This window comes from Labrenzia sp. THAF35 (assembly GCF_009363595.1).
Lineage (GTDB): Bacteria > Pseudomonadota > Alphaproteobacteria > Rhizobiales > Stappiaceae > Roseibium > Roseibium algicola.
Genome location: NZ_CP045380.1, coordinates 4,344,520 through 4,359,549 on the forward strand (window position 1 = coordinate 4,344,520; position 15,030 = coordinate 4,359,549).

A 15,030-nucleotide genomic window follows, 5' to 3' on the forward strand; every position below is an offset into this window, starting at 1 on the left:
CCATGAAAATCGTGATTTGCGGCGCGGGGCAGGTGGGCTACGGCATTGCCGAGCGTCTGGCTGCGGAACAGAACGACGTGTCCGTGATCGATTCTTCTCCGCAACTGATCAACGCCATTGGCGATCAGTTGGACGTGCGTGGCTTTGTCGGGCATGGCGCGCATCCGGACGTCCTTGCACAGGCCGGGGCCGAAGAGGCCGACATGATTGTTGCCGTCACGCTTTATGACGAGGTCAACATGGTGGCCTGTCAGGTGGCGCATTCGCTCTTTAACGTTCCCACAAAGGTCGCCCGTATCCGGGCGCAATCCTATTTGCAGGGGCGCTGGCGCAATCTGTTTTCGCGCGATCACATGCCGATCGACGTGATCATCTCGCCAGAAATCGAAGTTGGCGAGATGGTACTGCGCCGTCTGGCGCTTCCGGGCGCCGTCGAGACTGTCCGGTTTGCCGACGACCAGGTTGTTGTCGTCGGGATCATGTGCGAGGAGGACTGCCCGGTCGTGGACACTCCCTTGCGCCAGCTTACCGAACTCTTCCCGGACCTTGGGGCCGTTGTCGTCGGCCTTTATCGCAACAACAGGCTGTTTGTTCCCAAGAGCAGCGATTCCATTCTGACGGGTGATCTTGCCTATGTGGTTGCCCGCCGCGACCAGGTTCGCAGAACGCTGAGCATTTTCGGACACGAGGAACCGGAAGCGGCCCGTGTCGTGATTTGCGGTGGTGGCAACATCGGGCTCTATGTCGCCAAGGCACTTGAACAGCGTCAGTCCGGAACAAAGATCAAGCTTATCGAAGCCTCCCGTGAGCGGGCGATGGCTGTTGCCGATGAGTTGAAGCGATCAGTCATCCTGCACGGCAGCGCGCTGGATCAGACGATCCTGAATGAAGCCGATGCCGGCGATGCAGATACCATGGTGGCTCTCACCAACGAGGATGAAGTCAACATTCTGTCTTCCGTCATGGCGAAGAAGCTTGGCTGCAAGCGCTCCTTGTCGCTGTTGAACAATCCGAGTTACCCGGCTTTTGCCAACGCGCTGGGGATTGATGCGTTTATCAACCCGCGCGCCGTAACCATCTCTCGTATTCTCCAACACGTCCGACGTGGTCGTATCCGGGGCGTTCATTCGCTTCAGAACGGGGCTGCGGAAATTGTCGAAGCGGAAGCACTTGATACGTCGCCGCTGGTCGGCAAGCCGCTTAGGGTTATCGATCTGCCGTCCGGTATCCGCATTGGTGCGGTTTTCCGCGGCGGCGAGGTGCTTACGCCTAATGGTGACCTGCAGATTCAGGCACAAGACCGTATCGTGATCTTCGCGGTTGCGAACCGCGTGCGCCAGGTAGAACAGATGTTCCGCGTCAGCCTTGACTTCTTTTAAGGCTGAGTGGCTTCTTTCTGGCCTTGCTTTTGTCTGACCGAAAGGTCAAAACTTTCAAAAATACCAATCGGTTCGTTTCGAACCGTCCTGTTCTGGAGGAACCATGAGCCGGATTGCCTATGTCAACGGCCAGTATGTGCGTCATGCCGATGCTGCGGTGCATGTTGAAGACCGCGGTTATCAGTTTGCCGATGGCGTTTATGAAGTCTGTGAAGTCTGGCAGGGCAAGATCGTCGACGTTCCGCGCCATCTGGACCGCCTTGGCCGGTCCTTGAGTGAGCTGCGCATAGACTGGCCAATGGCCCGCAACGCCGTGGAATTCGTGCTGCATCAGGTAGTCCGTCGGAATCTTGTTCGCAACGGACTGGTTTATATTCAGGTGACGCGTGGTGTTTCCAAGCGCGATCACTTCTTCCCGCCGGCGCATGTTGCACCGTCGATCGTGGTGACCGCCCGTTCGTCCAGCCCGACTGCTGCCAAGGCACAGGCCGAACAGGGTATCTCGGTGTTCAGTTATCCGGAAAACCGTTGGCCGCGCGTTGATATCAAGACCGTTGCGCTTTTGCCGAACGTGCTGGCGAAACAGAACGCGAAGGAACAGGGCGGCAAAGAAGCCTGGTATGTGGATGCCGACGGCAATGTCACAGAAGGCGGATCGACAAACGCCTGGATCGTTACCAAGGAAGGCGTGCTGGTCACCCGGCCAGCCGAGAGCGGAATCCTGCGCGGTATTACACGCGCCGTGGTTCTTGATCTCGTCCAAAAGGAAGGGCTGACGTTTGAGGAAAGACCGTTTAGCCTTGAAGAAGCTTTCGATGCGAAGGAAGCTTTCGTCACGGCAGCGACGACTGTCGTGATGCCTGTGACACGTTTGGACGGCAGGATTATCGGAAACGGTCATCCTGGATCGGTGGCAACCCGATTGCGCGAATTGTTCCATACTGCTACTGATTTGCAGGCGGTATGATTCGATTGGCCTCATTGGGTCGAAAGTACGAAACTATTTTAGACCGAGGCAGACGGTCTTGACTGGTGGGCTATACGAAAAGCGGGCGGTGCGTCAAACATTAGTCATTGATACTGAACGGCTTTTGACGGTAGGCTGCTGAAACGCCGGATGCTCGGCCGCATCCGGGGCAAATAGGATAAAAAGACTGATGGCTGAGCGCGCACAAAATCTCCAAGACACTTTTCTTAATCACGTTCGCAAGCAAAAAACTCCTCTGACGATTTTTCTGATCAACGGTGTGAAATTGCAGGGTGTCGTGACATGGTTCGACAACTTCTGCGTTCTGCTGCGTCGTGATGGGCATTCCCAGCTGGTTTACAAACACGCGATTTCCACAATTATGCCAAACGGACCTGTTCAACTGTTCGATCAGGCTGAGGAAAACGCTGAAAAGGCAAGCTGATTGAAACCGAAGTCTCGCGCAGACGATTTTTCTAAATCCAACGGTTCCGAGGAACCTGGCCAGAAATCTCTAAGGTTGAAAGATACTGGGGTGGACCGTCTGCCCCAGCCCTTCCGTGCGATGATTCTGGAGCCGGTTCTGCAGTTGCGTGGCGAGTCCGCGCAGACAGAACTTCGCGGCAATCGCAGCCCGGAAGCGCGGTTGGAAGAAGCCCTCGGCCTGAGTGCTGCCATCAATCTCAATATCGCGCATTCCGGCGTTGTCCGGGTCAACAATCCCAAGCCTGCAACCCTGTTTGGCGATGGCAAGGTTGCCGAACTTGCCGGGATCGTTGCGAGCGAGGATCTGGATCTTGTTGTCATAGATCATCCGCTCACCCCGGTTCAGCAGCGAAACCTTGAACGCCGACTGAAAACCAAGGTCATCGACCGCACCGGTCTTATCCTGGAGATCTTTGGTGACAGGGCCCGCACCAAGGAAGGTCGGCTTCAGGTCGATCTGGCGCATCTTACCTGGCAGAAGAGCCGTCTCGTCCGCTCCTGGACCCACCTTGAGCGCCAGCGCGGCGGCGCAGGTTTCATGGGTGGTCCGGGTGAAACCCAGATCGAGGCCGACCGGCGCCAGATTCAGGACCGGATCATTGCGTTGCAGAAACAGCTGGAACAGGTTCGCCGGACGCGTGACCTGCACCGCAAGAAACGCAAGAAAATCCCGCAGCCGGTTGTCGCGCTAGTCGGTTATACCAATGCTGGGAAATCGACGCTTTTCAATCGGATGACCGAATCTGACGTTTTTGCCAAGGATCTTCTGTTCGCCACGCTCGATCCGACCTTGCGCAAGGTAGCCTTGCCGCATGGCAAGGAAGTCATCCTGTCGGATACGGTTGGGTTCATCTCCGATCTTCCGACCCATCTGGTCGCCGCATTCCGGGCGACGCTGGAAGAGGTGCTTGAAGCGGATCTCATCCTGCATGTGCGGGACATTTCGCATCCCGACACCGAAGCGCAGGCAGAAGACGTCAAGAAGACGCTGACCGATCTTGGTGTTGACGCGTTGACAGGCGCGCCGATCATCGAAGTCTGGAACAAGATCGACTGCCTTGATCCGGCTTACCGCGAAAAGTTGCTGGAAGATGCCGGTGAAGAGGGGCCGATTGCCCTTTCCGCGCTGACCGGCGAAGGGATCGAACAGCTTTACGCCCGTGTCGATGCTTTCATGGCGCAGCACGACGACATCCTGACTGTGAAGATCCCCGTTGCCGATGGCGCTTTGCTGGCGAAACTTTATCAGATGGCAGAGGTGCTGGAACGCACCGATGCCGAAGATTTCGTAACGGCGGAAGTGCGCGTTTCCGACAAGCAACGTGGCCCGTTTCGCGAGCTTTATGCCGCTTATCTTTAGCTAGTCGGATAGAAAGCCGGAACGAGCCGAGCAGGGGGAACTATTTGTTCTTCGCGGCCTGCCAGGCAGCTTCCATCTCATCCAGCGTCATCGCTTCAAGTGTCGTGTCCGTTTTCACTGCGTGAGCTTCGATGGCTGCAAAACGCTTGCGGAATTTCCGGTTTGTGCGCCTGAGAGATTCTTCCGGATCGATGTCCAGATGCCGGGCGAGGTTTGCAAGCGCGAACAACGTGTCGCCGAGTTCGTCGGAGATCCGGTCTTTGTCCGGAGCGGATTTGGCGAGTTCCTCGTCGAGTTCGTGGGTTTCTTCTCTGATCTTGTCCAGAACCAGTCTGGCATCGTTCCAGTCAAAACCAACCCTTGAAGCCCGTCGCTGCAGCTTTTCGGCTTCCTGAAGGGCCGGGAAGGCGGTCGGGACGTCGTCGAGAAAGCCCTTTTGCGCTTCTTCCATGCCGAGCGCTTCCCTGGCGGCTCGCTTTTCCGTTCGCTCTTCAGCCTTGATCCGTTCCCAGATACCTTTGACCAGTTCAGGTTTTTCTCCGTTTTCGTCACCGAAAACATGCGGGTGCCTGCGGATCAGTTTTTTGGTGATTGCTTCGACCACATCGCCAAAGTCGAAGTGGTCGTCTTCTTCAGCCATGCGTGCATGGTAGACGACCTGAAGCAACAGATCGCCGAGCTCCTCGCGCAGTTCCACCAGATCGTTCTTGGCAATGGCGTCCGCGACTTCGTAGGCCTCTTCCAGCGTATAGGGCGCGATGGTTGCGAACGTCTGTTCCAGATCCCAGGGACAACCGGTCACAGGCGTTCTGAGCGCTGCCATGATTTCGATAAGGCGGGAAATGTCTCGGCTGGGAGTCATGGAGTGGAAACATCCTGTCTGCTTGTCATCCGGATGATGCTTTTGGCATATCCGGGATGACAAGTGGAGAGGCAAATCACCCCCTGACGGACGGATGCCAGAAGGTGACGGCGCGTTCCAGGAGCGCGACGAGGCCGTAGAACAGCGATCCGGCGAGGGCGGCAACGGCGATTTCTGCCCAGACCATGTCAACGTTCATGCGGCCGACTTCCGTGGAGATACGGAAACCCATGCCGACGATTGGTGTGCCGAAGAATTCAGCGACAATCGCGCCGATCAGGGCGAGCGTCGAATTGATCTTCAGCGCATTGAAGATGAAGGGCATGGCCATCGGCAGACGCAGCTTGAAAAGCGTCTGCCAGTAGTTGGAGGCGTAGGTGCGCATCAGGTCGCGTTGCATGGCATCAGACGCGGCAAGGCCGGATACCGTGTTCACCAGCATCGGGAAGAAGGTCATGATGATCACGACCGCTGCCTTGGACGGCCAGTCGAAGCCGAACCACATCACCATGATGGGGGCGACACCGATGATCGGCAGTGCAGATACCAGATTGCCGATCGGCAGCAGCCCGCGGCGCAGGAACGGCACCCGGTCCACCAGAATGGCAGTGATGAACGCCGAACCACAACCGATGGCGTAACCGGCCAGAACGGCTTTCAGGAAAGTCTGGCGAAAGTCAGCCCACAACGTTGGTCCGGAATTGGTCAGGCGAACCCAGATTTCGGAAGGGGCTGGCAACAGAACCTTCGGAACGCCCGCGCCAGTGACCACGATTTGCCAAAGTACCAGAAGGGTAATGCCAAAGAGTGCCGGAATGGCGAGGTTGATGAGCCGGGCTGCAAGTGGCGACAGGTTGCGCCATGTGGCGAGACGCTCAACGAAGAGCCAGGCCGCTGCCCAGGTTGCTGCTACCAGGGCCCAGAAACCGAGCGTGGCCTGCCCGACGTGGTGCGAGGAGGTTGAGATCAGCAGCCAGGCAGCAATGGCGGTAATGATGCCGAGGACAACGTCTCCAAAGGGGTTGCGCATGAAGCCAAGTTCGTAGCGTACACCGGCGACTGCCAGGATGACCAGGCAAAGGGCCAGACGTGGTACATCCATGATGCCGTAGTCCGGTCCGAAGATCGGACTGAACAGGCCAACGACCACCATGGCTACGATGAACCAGGCCAACAGTGCCGGCATATCGATGCGGCTCTTTTTTGCGGTCATGGTGCTCATCCGGCCATCCCCATGCGTTTCAGCGTGCGCTTCTCGATCATGCCTATCAGGGCAACCAGGGACCCGGCCAAAAAGGCGGCCATCAGAAGTGCCGACCAGATCTGGACAGTCTGGCCGTAGTAGGAGCCGGCAAGCAAACGCGCGCCGAGACCGGCCACGGCACCGGTCGGCAGTTCACCGACGATCGCTCCGACGAGAGAGGCAGCCATGCCGATTTTCATCGATGTGAAAAGGTAGGGCACTGCATAGGGCAGGCGCAGTTTCCAGAACGCCTGGAAGCGTGTCGCCGAATAGGTGTGCATCAGGTCCATGTGAATGACTTCAGGTGATCTCAGTCCCTTCACCATGCCGACCGTGACCGGGAAGAAGGACAGGTAGGTGGAGATCATGGCTTTGGGCAGCAAACCGGAGATACCAACGGCGTTCAGGACGACGATGATCATTGGCGCGATGGCCAGAATGGGAATGGTCTGCGAGGAAATGACCCACGGCATCAATGATTTGTCTAGAACACGCGAATGAACGATGCCAATTGCCAGAAGAATGCCGAGTGTCGTGCCGATCAGAAACCCGAGTAGCGTCGAAGAGAGTGTGATGCCCGTATGATAGACCAGCGACCGTTTTGACGTGATCTTCTTGTTTACAGTCGTGTCCCAGATTTCAACAATCACCTGGTGCGGCGCAGGCAGGACCGGGCGCTCCTGGTAAAGCGTATCGGTGACAAGTTGAGAGAACCCGACATCACTTTGTCCGGCGCGCTCATACATGTCTTGCTGGAATGGGGTGTTGAGTGCAACTGCAGCGACATACCAGAGCGCTATGATCGCCAAGACGACGACAGTGACCGGACCGACCGTTCCAGACATCAGGCCGGCAAATGGGTTCATGCTATGGGTCTGCGAAAGAGAGGCGTCAGTCATGTATCCGCGCCTTTCCCGCAATCGCAGAAATGCGCTGCCAAACCCTGGCCGCAAGACCACCAAGAGCCTGAATTTCCACGGCAGGATCGACATCCAGAAATGTCGCGGGTCGATGCGATTTAGTCTTCATAGGAGTGCCCTGCCTTCAGTCCATCGCGCACCCGGTGGGCGATTTTCAGGAACTCCGGTGTCTCGCGAATATCAAGACTGCGGTTGCGAGGCAGATCGCTTTCGATCACGTCGTAGATACGGCCCGGGCGCGGGCACAGCACGACGATCTTGGTCGACAGGAACACCGCTTCCGGGATCGAGTGGGTTACGAAGACAACGGTCTTGTTGGTCTTGGCCCAAAGCTGCAGCAATTGTTCGTTGAGATGGTCGCGGACGATTTCGTCGAGCGCACCGAAGGGTTCGTCCATCAGGAGCAGATCCGGCTCAACGGCGAGGGCGCGGGCGATCGACGCGCGCTGCTGCATGCCGCCTGAAAGCTGCCAGGGATACTTCTTTTCGAAGCCGGTGAGGTTCACCAGCTCCATGTTTCGGGAAATCCGCTGTTGCTGCTCGGCCTTTGAAAGCCCCATGATTTCGAGAGGCAATGCCACGTTCTTGGCAATCGTGCGCCAGGGATAAAGGGCGGCAGCCTGAAAGACATAGCCATAGGCCCGATTGAGGCGTGCTTGTTCCGGAGAGACACCATTGACCGTGATGGACCCCGCGGTCGGCTTTTCAAGATCGGCGATAACCCTGAGCAATGTGGTCTTGCCGCAACCCGACGGACCGATGAAGGAAACGAAGTCTCCCTCTTCGATCTTCAGATCGATGTCTGAAAGCGCGTGAACCGGGCCGTCGTTCGTCTCGAATGTTAGCGAGAGGTTCTCGATATCGATCACCCGGTTCGGGCTGGCGCTTTGTTTGTTTTCCACCATTTCGGTGTCCTTTGCGCTGGCAAGTGCAGTCATCAAGTTCCTCGCGGCACGAGTCGGGTCCGGATTGACGTGTTCGTTTCTTGAAGGCCCCGCCTGTTTGAAAGGCGGGGCCGGATTGGATCAGACGCCGCTGGCGGGAATGCCGGTGCGTTCCACCTTACGCGGTGCCGTCAGTTCCTTCCACGTGCTTAGCGCCTTGTTGACGGCCTGATGCGGTTTGCGGGCGACAAATTCGCCATGACCCTGGCTGTGGTTGACGGTCCCGTCTTCCACTGCAACGCGGCCACGGGTGAGTGTGTAGCGCGGCAGCCCTTTGACGGCCTTGCCTTCGAAGACGTTGTAGTCGATGGCGGACTGTTGGCTGGAGGCGGAAATGGTTTTCGATTTTTCGGGATCCCAGACGACAAGATCGGCATCTGCGCCAACCAGAATTGCTCCTTTTTTCGGATAGATATTCAAGATCTTTGCAATATTGGTTGAAGTGACCGCGACGAATTCATTGGGTGTCAGGCGACCTGTATTCACGCCATATGTCCACAACATCGGCATCCGGTCCTCAAGACCACCGGTGCCGTTCGGGATTTTGGTGAAATCGCCGACACCGGTGCGCTTCTGCTCGGTGGAGAATGCGCAATGGTCGGTCGCAACCACCTGCAAGGAGCCGGAAGCGAGACCTGCCCAGAGGCTGTCCTGATGTTTCTTGTCGCGGAACGGAGGCGACATGACCCGGCGTGCGGCGTGGTCCCAGTCGGCGTGCTTGTATTCGCTGTCATCCAGCGTCAGATGCTGGATGAGCGGTTCGCCATAGGCACGGATGCCGTTCTGGCGAGCCCGGCGAATGGCCTCATGCGCCTGTTCCGAAGACGTGTGAACGATATAGACCGGTACACCAGCCATATCCGCGATCATGATGGCGCGGTTGGTTGCCTCGCCTTCCACTTCCGGCGGGCGGGAATAGGCATGTGCTTCGGGGCCATTGTTGCCTTCCGCCAGCAGCTTTTGCTGCAAGGTGGCGACGACATCGCCGTTTTCCGCGTGCACGAGAGGAAGGGCGCCAAGCTCGGCGCAGCGTGAGAACGAGGCGAACATCTCGTCGTCATTCACCATCAGGGCGCCCTTGTAGGCCATGAAGTGCTTGAACGTGTTGATGCCCTTCTGCTGGACGACGGTCTGCATGTCGTTGAAGACCTGTTCGCCCCACCAGGTGATCGCCATGTGGAAGGAATAGTCGCAATGGGCCATTGATGACTTGTTGTCCCACATCTGCAGGGCTTCCAGCAGCGACTGGCCGGGCGAAGGCAGGGCGAAATCAACGACCATGGTCGTGCCACCGGCCAACGCGGCGCGTGTGCCGCTGTCGAAGTTGTCTGAAGAGAATGTGCCCATGAACGGCATTTCGAGGTGGGTGTGCGGATCGATGCCACCCGGCATGATGTAACAGCCGGTCGCATCCAGGGTTTCGTCACCAGACAGGTTGGGGCCGATTTCGACAATGCGGCCACCTTCGATTTTCACATCGGCTTCGTAGGAAAGATCGGCAGTTACAACCGTACCGCCCTTGATCACTTTGCTGGCCATTTGTGTTCCCCTTCTCGTTTGTTCACTCGTCCGGTGCGTTGCACCGGAAATTTCCTTCGTCAGCCTGCCTCATGGACAGGTTTGTACCGGTGACGTCAGATCCCGGTCTTTCAGGATCATCGCAATGTTCTGCTGCGCTGCGAATTCGCAGGCTTCTTGAAAGTCTATCGGCCGGTCCGTGTATTCTGCATCGAAGATCGGCTTGCCTGCCCGGACATAGGCGTTGACGTCGTCGCACCATTTGTCCTGAAAACAGCTTTCGGCGATCAGGAAGTCCATGTGGTTGATCAGATCGGCAGTCAGGTCGGGCACATTCTTCTGCCCGATGCCGAGATCGAGCGAATGGGCAATGGTGGCCAGTCTGGCGACATAGGCAACAACGTCGTCCGCGGTGATCGGAAACCCGCTGTCGTTGTCATGAACGTCCATGTTGTCAGGTTCAATCGCGTCGAAACCCTCGTTCCTGCAGGCCTCGAAACGGGATTTCATGATGGGAAGCAGGACATCGAGGCGGCGGATATCGAGAAAACGCTCGTCCGGCCAGTCTTCATAGGTTTTGCCGAGCACGTCGTCCGGAAATGCGTTGAAATCCTCGGAGGTGTTTTCCAGGGTTCCGATGCTGACATAGCAAATGGTGCGGACACCTTTTTGCCTGAGAGCTGCCAGGTCATCCGGCGTCACAAGGTCTGGGTGCAGATCCAGAACCCTGACATTCCTGTCGAGATCGACCGGCTCCGTGAGTTGCCAGTCCCAGCTGTCTCCAACGGAAAAGGCAAAGGCAGGTGCTGCGGCCCAAAACTGGGCGCAGACCATTGCCAATGCCTTTCCATTAAAAGTCATGTTCCTCTCATTTCCCTGTAACGGGCCTCGGTTCAGGTCCGGGGCAGCCAGGTGTTCGTTCAATCCGGTCGCTGACGCGACAGGTTGGCCGATGTTTGTGCTATTCCACGATCCCCGCAGTCTCGACCACCGCGTGGAACAAGACGTCAGCACCCGCTTTGGCCCAATCCTTGGAAATCTCTTCTGCCTCGTTGTGCGACAGACCATCGACACAGGGGCACATGATCATCGCAGTCGGTGCGACCTTGTTGAGCCAGCAGGCATCGTGACCCGCGCCGGAAATGATGTTTTGATGGGAATATCCGAGACGCTCGGCAGCGTTGCGAACCGCATCGACGCATCCCTTGTCGAATTCTACCGGGTCGAAACCGCCGACTTTTTCAAATTCGACGTCCAGTCCCATGTCATCGCAGATCTTCTTGGCGCCTGTCTTCAGGCGATCTTCCATATCCTTGATGACGGCGAGATCCGGAGAGCGAAAATCGATCGTGAAGACAGCCTTGCCGGGGATCACGTTTCGTGAATTCGGGAAAACCTCGATGTGGCCGGCAGCTCCCACAGCATGTGGAGCATGCGACCAGGCGATTTCATCGACCAGTTCCAGAATACGGGCCATGCCGAGGCCGGCGTTCTTGCGCATGGGCATCGGCGTGGAGCCCGTGTGGCTGTCCTTGCCGGTTACCGTCACTTGCGTCCAGGAAAGGCCCTGGCCGTGGGTCACGACACCAATATCCTTGCCCTCGGCTTCCAGGATCGGACCCTGTTCGATGTGGAGTTCGAACATTGCGTGCATCTTGGTCTTGCGTGCACCGACTTCTTCATCACCAACCCAGCCGATGCGCTTCAACTCATCGCCGAACTTCAAGCCTTCGTGGTCGGCCCGGTCATAGGCCCAGTCCTGTGTATGAACACCAGCAAAGACGCCTGACGCAAGCATTGCCGGTGCAAAGCGAGTGCCTTCCTCGTTGGTCCAGTTGGTGACCACGATCGGGTGTTTGGTCTTGATGCCGAGATCGTTCATGGTTCGGATGACTTCCAGTCCTCCAAGCACGCCGAGAACGCCGTCATACTTGCCGCCGGTCGGCTGTGTATCGAGGTGCGAGCCGACATAGACGGGCAGGGCGTCCGAGTCTGTTCCCGGCCGGGTCATGAACATGTTGCCCATGGTGTCGACAGCCATGGTCATGCCGGCTTCCTCGCACCATTTCTGGAACAGCTTGCGGCCCTCGGCATCGGCATCGGTCAGGGTCTGGCGATTGTTGCCACCGGCAACACCCGGACCGACCTTTGCCATCTCCATCAGACTGTCCCAGAGGCGTTCTGCGTTGATCCTCAGGTTTTCGCCGGGGGCTGCCATGCTTGTGTCTCCTAAAACGTGTCTTTGTCTCTTGTCTTGCCGGGTATCAGTCGATGGCGTTCAGCACGCTGCGCAGCTTGCCGAACAACTCGTCGATCTGTTCCTTCGAAATGATCAGCGGCGGGGACAGGGCGATGATATCGCCAGTCGTGCGGATCAGCAGCCCGTCGTCGTAGGCCTTCAGGAACGCCGAGAACGCTCGTTTCGTCGGTTCCCCTGCAATTGGCGTCAGTTCGATTGCGCCAATCAGACCGAGGTTGCGAATGTCGATGACATTCGGGCAATCCTTGAGCGAATGCAGGCCGTCTTCCCAATATTGAGCAAGGTCAGCCGCACGTGTCAGCAGGCCTTCTTCATCGTAGGTGTCGAGTGTTGCAAGAGCGGCTGCGCAGGCGAGCGGATGCGCGGAATAGGTATAACCGTGGAACAGCTCAATCATGTGTTCCGGGCCGGTCATGAACGTATGATAGATGTCCGATGTACAGAACACCGCCCCCATCGGGACGACGCCGGACGTCAGGCCTTTCGCTGTTGTGACAAGATCCGGCGTTACACCGAAGAAGTCAGTCGCAAACGGTGAACCCAGACGACCGAAACCGGTGATAACTTCGTCGAAAATCAGCAGAATGCCATGCTGAGAGCAGATTTCGCGCAGGCGTTCCAGATATCCCTTGGGCGGGATCAGAACGCCGGTCGATCCGGCGACCGGTTCAACGATGACAGCTGCGATGGTCGAGGGATCATGAAGCTGAATGATACGGATCAGCTCTTCGGCATATTCAGCGCCGTTTTCCGGCATGCCGCGGGAGAATGCATTGCGCTCGGGATCGTGCGTATGGCGCATGTGGTCGACGCCGGTCAGCATCGTGCCGAAGGTCTTGCGGTTGGAGACGATGCCGCCAACCGATATGCCGCCAAAGCCGACACCGTGGTAGCCACGTTCACGGCCAATCAAACGGGTGCGAGTGCCCTGTCCGATCGCGCGCTGGTAGGCAAGTGCAATCTTCAATGCGGTGTCCACGCTTTCCGATCCGGAATTGGTGAAAAAGACATGGTCCAGCGGGGAGGGCATCATGGCCGCGAGACGCGCAGCAAGTTCAAATGCCTTGGGATGGCCCATCTGGAAGGCGGGTGCATAGTCCAGCTCGGCAATCTGCTTCTGGACCGCTTCAACGACCTTGGGACGGGAGTGACCGGCGTTGCAGCACCACAGGCCGGCCGTGCCGTCGAGAACCTGGCGGCCGTCGGCTGTGGTGTAATGCATGTCCTTGGCCGACACGAACATGCGTGGGGCCTGCTTGAATTGCCGATTGGCCGTGAACGGCATCCAGAAAGCTTCGAGATTGTTGGTGGCAGCCTGGCTCGATGCTGACATACGTCCTCCTTGCGACCCTTCGTGCTTGAAGCGGCCGACTGTTGCTGATTTGTGATGGAAGGAATAGCACGCGCACTGCGTCAACGGCAGTGCCGACTGCGCTGGTCCTCTCCCCACACTGTTCCCTGGCGTTCCGGATGGGCTTTTGCCTCTTTCCCGTTCGCCTAAATCCTCTGTCTGGCCTTGCAGCCGCCCCGGGTTGCCGGGATTCCCGAGTTGGCCGATGGCTGCCGTTTGTTCAAGACATCCCCATTGCGAGGGACGGATCAATCGACTAGCCTTCTGACCATCTGGTCAATTTACCCTAGGAGGGATTTGACCAAATGGTCAAGATGCAAATCCGGTCGTCATGACTAATTTCTGGTCATTCCTTCCGGTGCTGAACTTGGCAGTTGTGAAATCGGTGTTTTTTCCGGAAAAATGCCGTGTGGTTTGGGTGTAGGGTTGCGACCCTTCACGGCAGAAGACGGAACGGTAGATGGCGGATTTGGGCGAGCAGACGCAGGCATCCTTTAAATCAGGCGGGCTGAGCCGGATCCAGGAAAAGAACCGGTCCCTGATTCTGGAAGCGGCGCTTGGCGAGTTTTCCATGAAGGGATTTTCCGGCGCGACAGTTGAGCGGATCGCTGCGGATGCCGGAATGTCGAAGTCCAACCTGCTCTACTACTTCTCCTCCAAGGAGGCGATCTATAACGCGACGCTCGCCCATATTCTGGAGGTGTGGCTTGCCCCTTTGAAAACGCTCAATCCGGATGGGGAGCCGGCGCAGGAACTGGCTGCCTATATTCGCCAGAAGATCGAAATGTCTGCCAGGTTTCCGGAAGCCTCAAAGTTGTTTGCCAACGAAGTGATGCAGGGTGCGCCACAGATATTGCCGATCCTGCAAACGGATCTGAAGCGTTTGGTGGCCGAAAAAAGTCAGGTGATCGAAGACTGGATCGCGGCAGGCAAGATGCGAAGTGTCGATCCTGTCCATCTCATCTTCACGATTTGGGCAACCACCCAGCATTACGCGGACTTTTCGGTGCAGATCAAGGCGTTGACCGGGAAGGACCTTTCCGACGCGGCCTTCCAGGCCGAAACGGAAGCTGCGGTGACGTCGCTTATCTTGAACGGTGTCGGCCTGAAGTTGCCGGCCGAGAGTGATCAGGCGGTATGAGCGGCGAGACGGACGATCCCTTTGCTGCTTCAAAGATTGCAGTGACCGGACGGCTGTTCATCCTCAAGGATGATCTCACAGAAGATTTCATTCGCGCCTCCGGGCCTGGCGGGCAGAACGTCAACAAGGTCTCCACGGCAGTTCAACTTCGGTTCGACCTTGCCGGCAATGAAACACTTCCAGAAGACGTCAAGACGCGAGCGGCGAGGCTTGCAGGCAGTCGGCTGACTCTGGGCGGCGAGATCGTCTTGCAGGCGGATCGGTTCCGGACCCGCGAACGGAATCGGGAAGACGCGTTGGAGCGTTTGCTGGACTTGCTTCGAAAGGCTACGGAAAAGCCGAAACCCCGCAAGGCCACGAAACCGACCCTCGGATCCAAGAGGCGTCGTCTCGACGCCAAGAAACAACGTGGTCAGATCAAGAAAATGCGCGGCCGTTCAAGTGGTTACGACGGTTAAGGGACGTAGAGTATGGCGTCGATTACAGGTCCGTGCCGTACATGTGCGCAGCAACCCTAGATATATTTACCTATAGTTCACGTTAAACAAGATTCAAGAAGATGTCGCTAGTGTGATACGGGAAAACACCTACCTAAAGGC

The 15,030-nt window shown here is 57.4% G+C and carries 14 protein-coding genes; 6 read left to right on the forward strand and 8 right to left on the reverse strand.

Going from position 1 to position 15,030, the window contains the following annotated elements:
- Positions 1-2: 2 nt before the first annotated feature.
- From trkA to hflX, 4 genes are all read left to right on the forward strand, one after another.
- A complete protein-coding gene (gene trkA, locus FIU93_RS19920) occupies positions 3-1,379 on the forward strand; it encodes a Trk system potassium transporter TrkA (RefSeq protein ID WP_022998587.1) in 1,377 nt (458 codons plus the stop codon).
- 103 nt (positions 1,380-1,482) lie between these two features.
- Positions 1,483-2,346, forward strand: a complete 864-nt coding sequence (locus FIU93_RS19925; RefSeq protein WP_022998588.1) for a D-amino-acid transaminase — start codon at positions 1,483-1,485, stop codon at positions 2,344-2,346.
- A 187-nt stretch (positions 2,347-2,533) separates the two neighbouring features.
- The gene (hfq, locus tag FIU93_RS19930; protein WP_173006241.1) at positions 2,534-2,791 is read left to right on the forward strand and encodes an RNA chaperone Hfq; all 258 of its coding nucleotides are present in this window, start codon (positions 2,534-2,536) and stop codon (positions 2,789-2,791) included.
- A 120-nt stretch (positions 2,792-2,911) separates the two neighbouring features.
- Entirely contained in the window at positions 2,912-4,192 is a 1,281-nt protein-coding gene (gene hflX / locus FIU93_RS19935) for a GTPase HflX (RefSeq protein ID WP_152507645.1), read from the forward strand.
- Between the two features lie 40 nt (positions 4,193-4,232).
- Here the strand turns inward: hflX and mazG are convergent, their stop codons facing one another.
- The 8 genes from mazG to FIU93_RS19975 all read right to left on the reverse strand — a co-directional run bounded on the left by mazG (position 4,233) and on the right by FIU93_RS19975 (position 13,272).
- The gene (mazG, locus tag FIU93_RS19940; RefSeq protein ID WP_152506513.1) at positions 4,233-5,054 is read right to left on the reverse strand and encodes a nucleoside triphosphate pyrophosphohydrolase; all 822 of its coding nucleotides are present in this window, start codon (positions 5,052-5,054) and stop codon (positions 4,233-4,235) included.
- A 76-nt stretch (positions 5,055-5,130) separates the two neighbouring features.
- On the reverse strand, positions 5,131-6,276 hold the full coding sequence (locus FIU93_RS19945) for an ABC transporter permease (protein WP_152506514.1): 1,146 nt from the start codon (positions 6,274-6,276) through the stop codon (positions 5,131-5,133).
- Complete coding sequence (locus tag FIU93_RS19950) at positions 6,273-7,163, reverse strand: ABC transporter permease (RefSeq protein WP_173017444.1); 891 nt, start codon at positions 7,161-7,163, stop codon at positions 6,273-6,275. The genes FIU93_RS19945 and FIU93_RS19950 overlap by 4 nt, the downstream gene beginning before the upstream one ends.
- A 152-nt stretch (positions 7,164-7,315) precedes the next feature.
- Positions 7,316-8,122 carry an ABC transporter ATP-binding protein gene (locus FIU93_RS19955; protein ID WP_152507646.1) on the reverse strand — a complete coding sequence of 269 codons (807 nt, stop codon included), beginning with the start codon at positions 8,120-8,122 and terminating at the stop codon, positions 7,316-7,318.
- A 120-nt stretch (positions 8,123-8,242) separates the two neighbouring features.
- The gene (gene hydA / locus FIU93_RS19960; protein WP_152506515.1) at positions 8,243-9,700 is read right to left on the reverse strand and encodes a dihydropyrimidinase; all 1,458 of its coding nucleotides are present in this window, start codon (positions 9,698-9,700) and stop codon (positions 8,243-8,245) included.
- A 69-nt stretch (positions 9,701-9,769) separates the two neighbouring features.
- Positions 9,770-10,540, reverse strand: coding sequence for an endo alpha-1,4 polygalactosaminidase (locus FIU93_RS19965; RefSeq protein WP_152506516.1), 771 nt, complete (start codon positions 10,538-10,540; stop codon positions 9,770-9,772).
- A 100-nt stretch (positions 10,541-10,640) separates the two neighbouring features.
- Positions 10,641-11,897, reverse strand: a complete 1,257-nt coding sequence (locus tag FIU93_RS19970; protein ID WP_152506517.1) for a Zn-dependent hydrolase — start codon at positions 11,895-11,897, stop codon at positions 10,641-10,643.
- A 46-nt stretch (positions 11,898-11,943) separates the two neighbouring features.
- Entirely contained in the window at positions 11,944-13,272 is a 1,329-nt protein-coding gene (locus FIU93_RS19975; RefSeq protein WP_022998597.1) for an aspartate aminotransferase family protein, read from the reverse strand.
- A 478-nt stretch (positions 13,273-13,750) separates the two neighbouring features.
- Here FIU93_RS19975 and FIU93_RS19980 point away from each other — a divergent pair, with 478 nt between their 5' ends.
- Together FIU93_RS19980 and arfB are read left to right on the forward strand one after the other, a co-directional pair.
- Entirely contained in the window at positions 13,751-14,431 is a 681-nt protein-coding gene (locus tag FIU93_RS19980) for a TetR family transcriptional regulator C-terminal domain-containing protein (RefSeq protein WP_062488726.1), read from the forward strand.
- Positions 14,428-14,889 carry an alternative ribosome rescue aminoacyl-tRNA hydrolase ArfB gene (gene arfB, locus FIU93_RS19985; protein ID WP_152506518.1) on the forward strand — a complete coding sequence of 154 codons (462 nt, stop codon included), beginning with the start codon at positions 14,428-14,430 and terminating at the stop codon, positions 14,887-14,889. The genes FIU93_RS19980 and arfB overlap by 4 nt, the downstream gene beginning before the upstream one ends.
- Positions 14,890-15,030: the final 141 nt, after the last annotated feature.

Excerpts from the sequence above, each read along its gene's own strand:
- FIU93_RS19965 (WP_152506516.1), bottom strand. The coding sequence starts at position 10,540 with ATGACTTTTAATGGAAAGGCATTGGCAATGGTCTGCGCCCAGTTTTGG.
- FIU93_RS19925 (WP_022998588.1), top strand. The coding sequence starts at position 1,483 with ATGAGCCGGATTGCCTATGTCAACGGCCAGTATGTGCGTCATGCCGAT.
- FIU93_RS19955 (WP_152507646.1), bottom strand. The coding sequence starts at position 8,122 with ATGGTGGAAAACAAACAAAGCGCCAGCCCGAACCGGGTGATCGATATC.
- FIU93_RS19950 (WP_173017444.1), bottom strand. The coding sequence starts at position 7,163 with ATGAACCCATTTGCCGGCCTGATGTCTGGAACGGTCGGTCCGGTCACT.
- hflX (WP_152507645.1), top strand. The coding sequence starts at position 2,912 with ATGATTCTGGAGCCGGTTCTGCAGTTGCGTGGCGAGTCCGCGCAGACA.
- FIU93_RS19980 (WP_062488726.1), top strand. The coding sequence starts at position 13,751 with ATGGCGGATTTGGGCGAGCAGACGCAGGCATCCTTTAAATCAGGCGGG.
- arfB (WP_152506518.1), top strand. The coding sequence starts at position 14,428 with ATGAGCGGCGAGACGGACGATCCCTTTGCTGCTTCAAAGATTGCAGTG.
- FIU93_RS19975 (WP_022998597.1), bottom strand. The coding sequence starts at position 13,272 with ATGTCAGCATCGAGCCAGGCTGCCACCAACAATCTCGAAGCTTTCTGG.
- mazG (WP_152506513.1), bottom strand. The coding sequence starts at position 5,054 with ATGACTCCCAGCCGAGACATTTCCCGCCTTATCGAAATCATGGCAGCG.
- FIU93_RS19945 (WP_152506514.1), bottom strand. The coding sequence starts at position 6,276 with ATGAGCACCATGACCGCAAAAAAGAGCCGCATCGATATGCCGGCACTG.
- FIU93_RS19970 (WP_152506517.1), bottom strand. The coding sequence starts at position 11,897 with ATGGCAGCCCCCGGCGAAAACCTGAGGATCAACGCAGAACGCCTCTGG.
- hydA (WP_152506515.1), bottom strand. The coding sequence starts at position 9,700 with ATGGCCAGCAAAGTGATCAAGGGCGGTACGGTTGTAACTGCCGATCTT.
- trkA (WP_022998587.1), top strand. The coding sequence starts at position 3 with ATGAAAATCGTGATTTGCGGCGCGGGGCAGGTGGGCTACGGCATTGCC.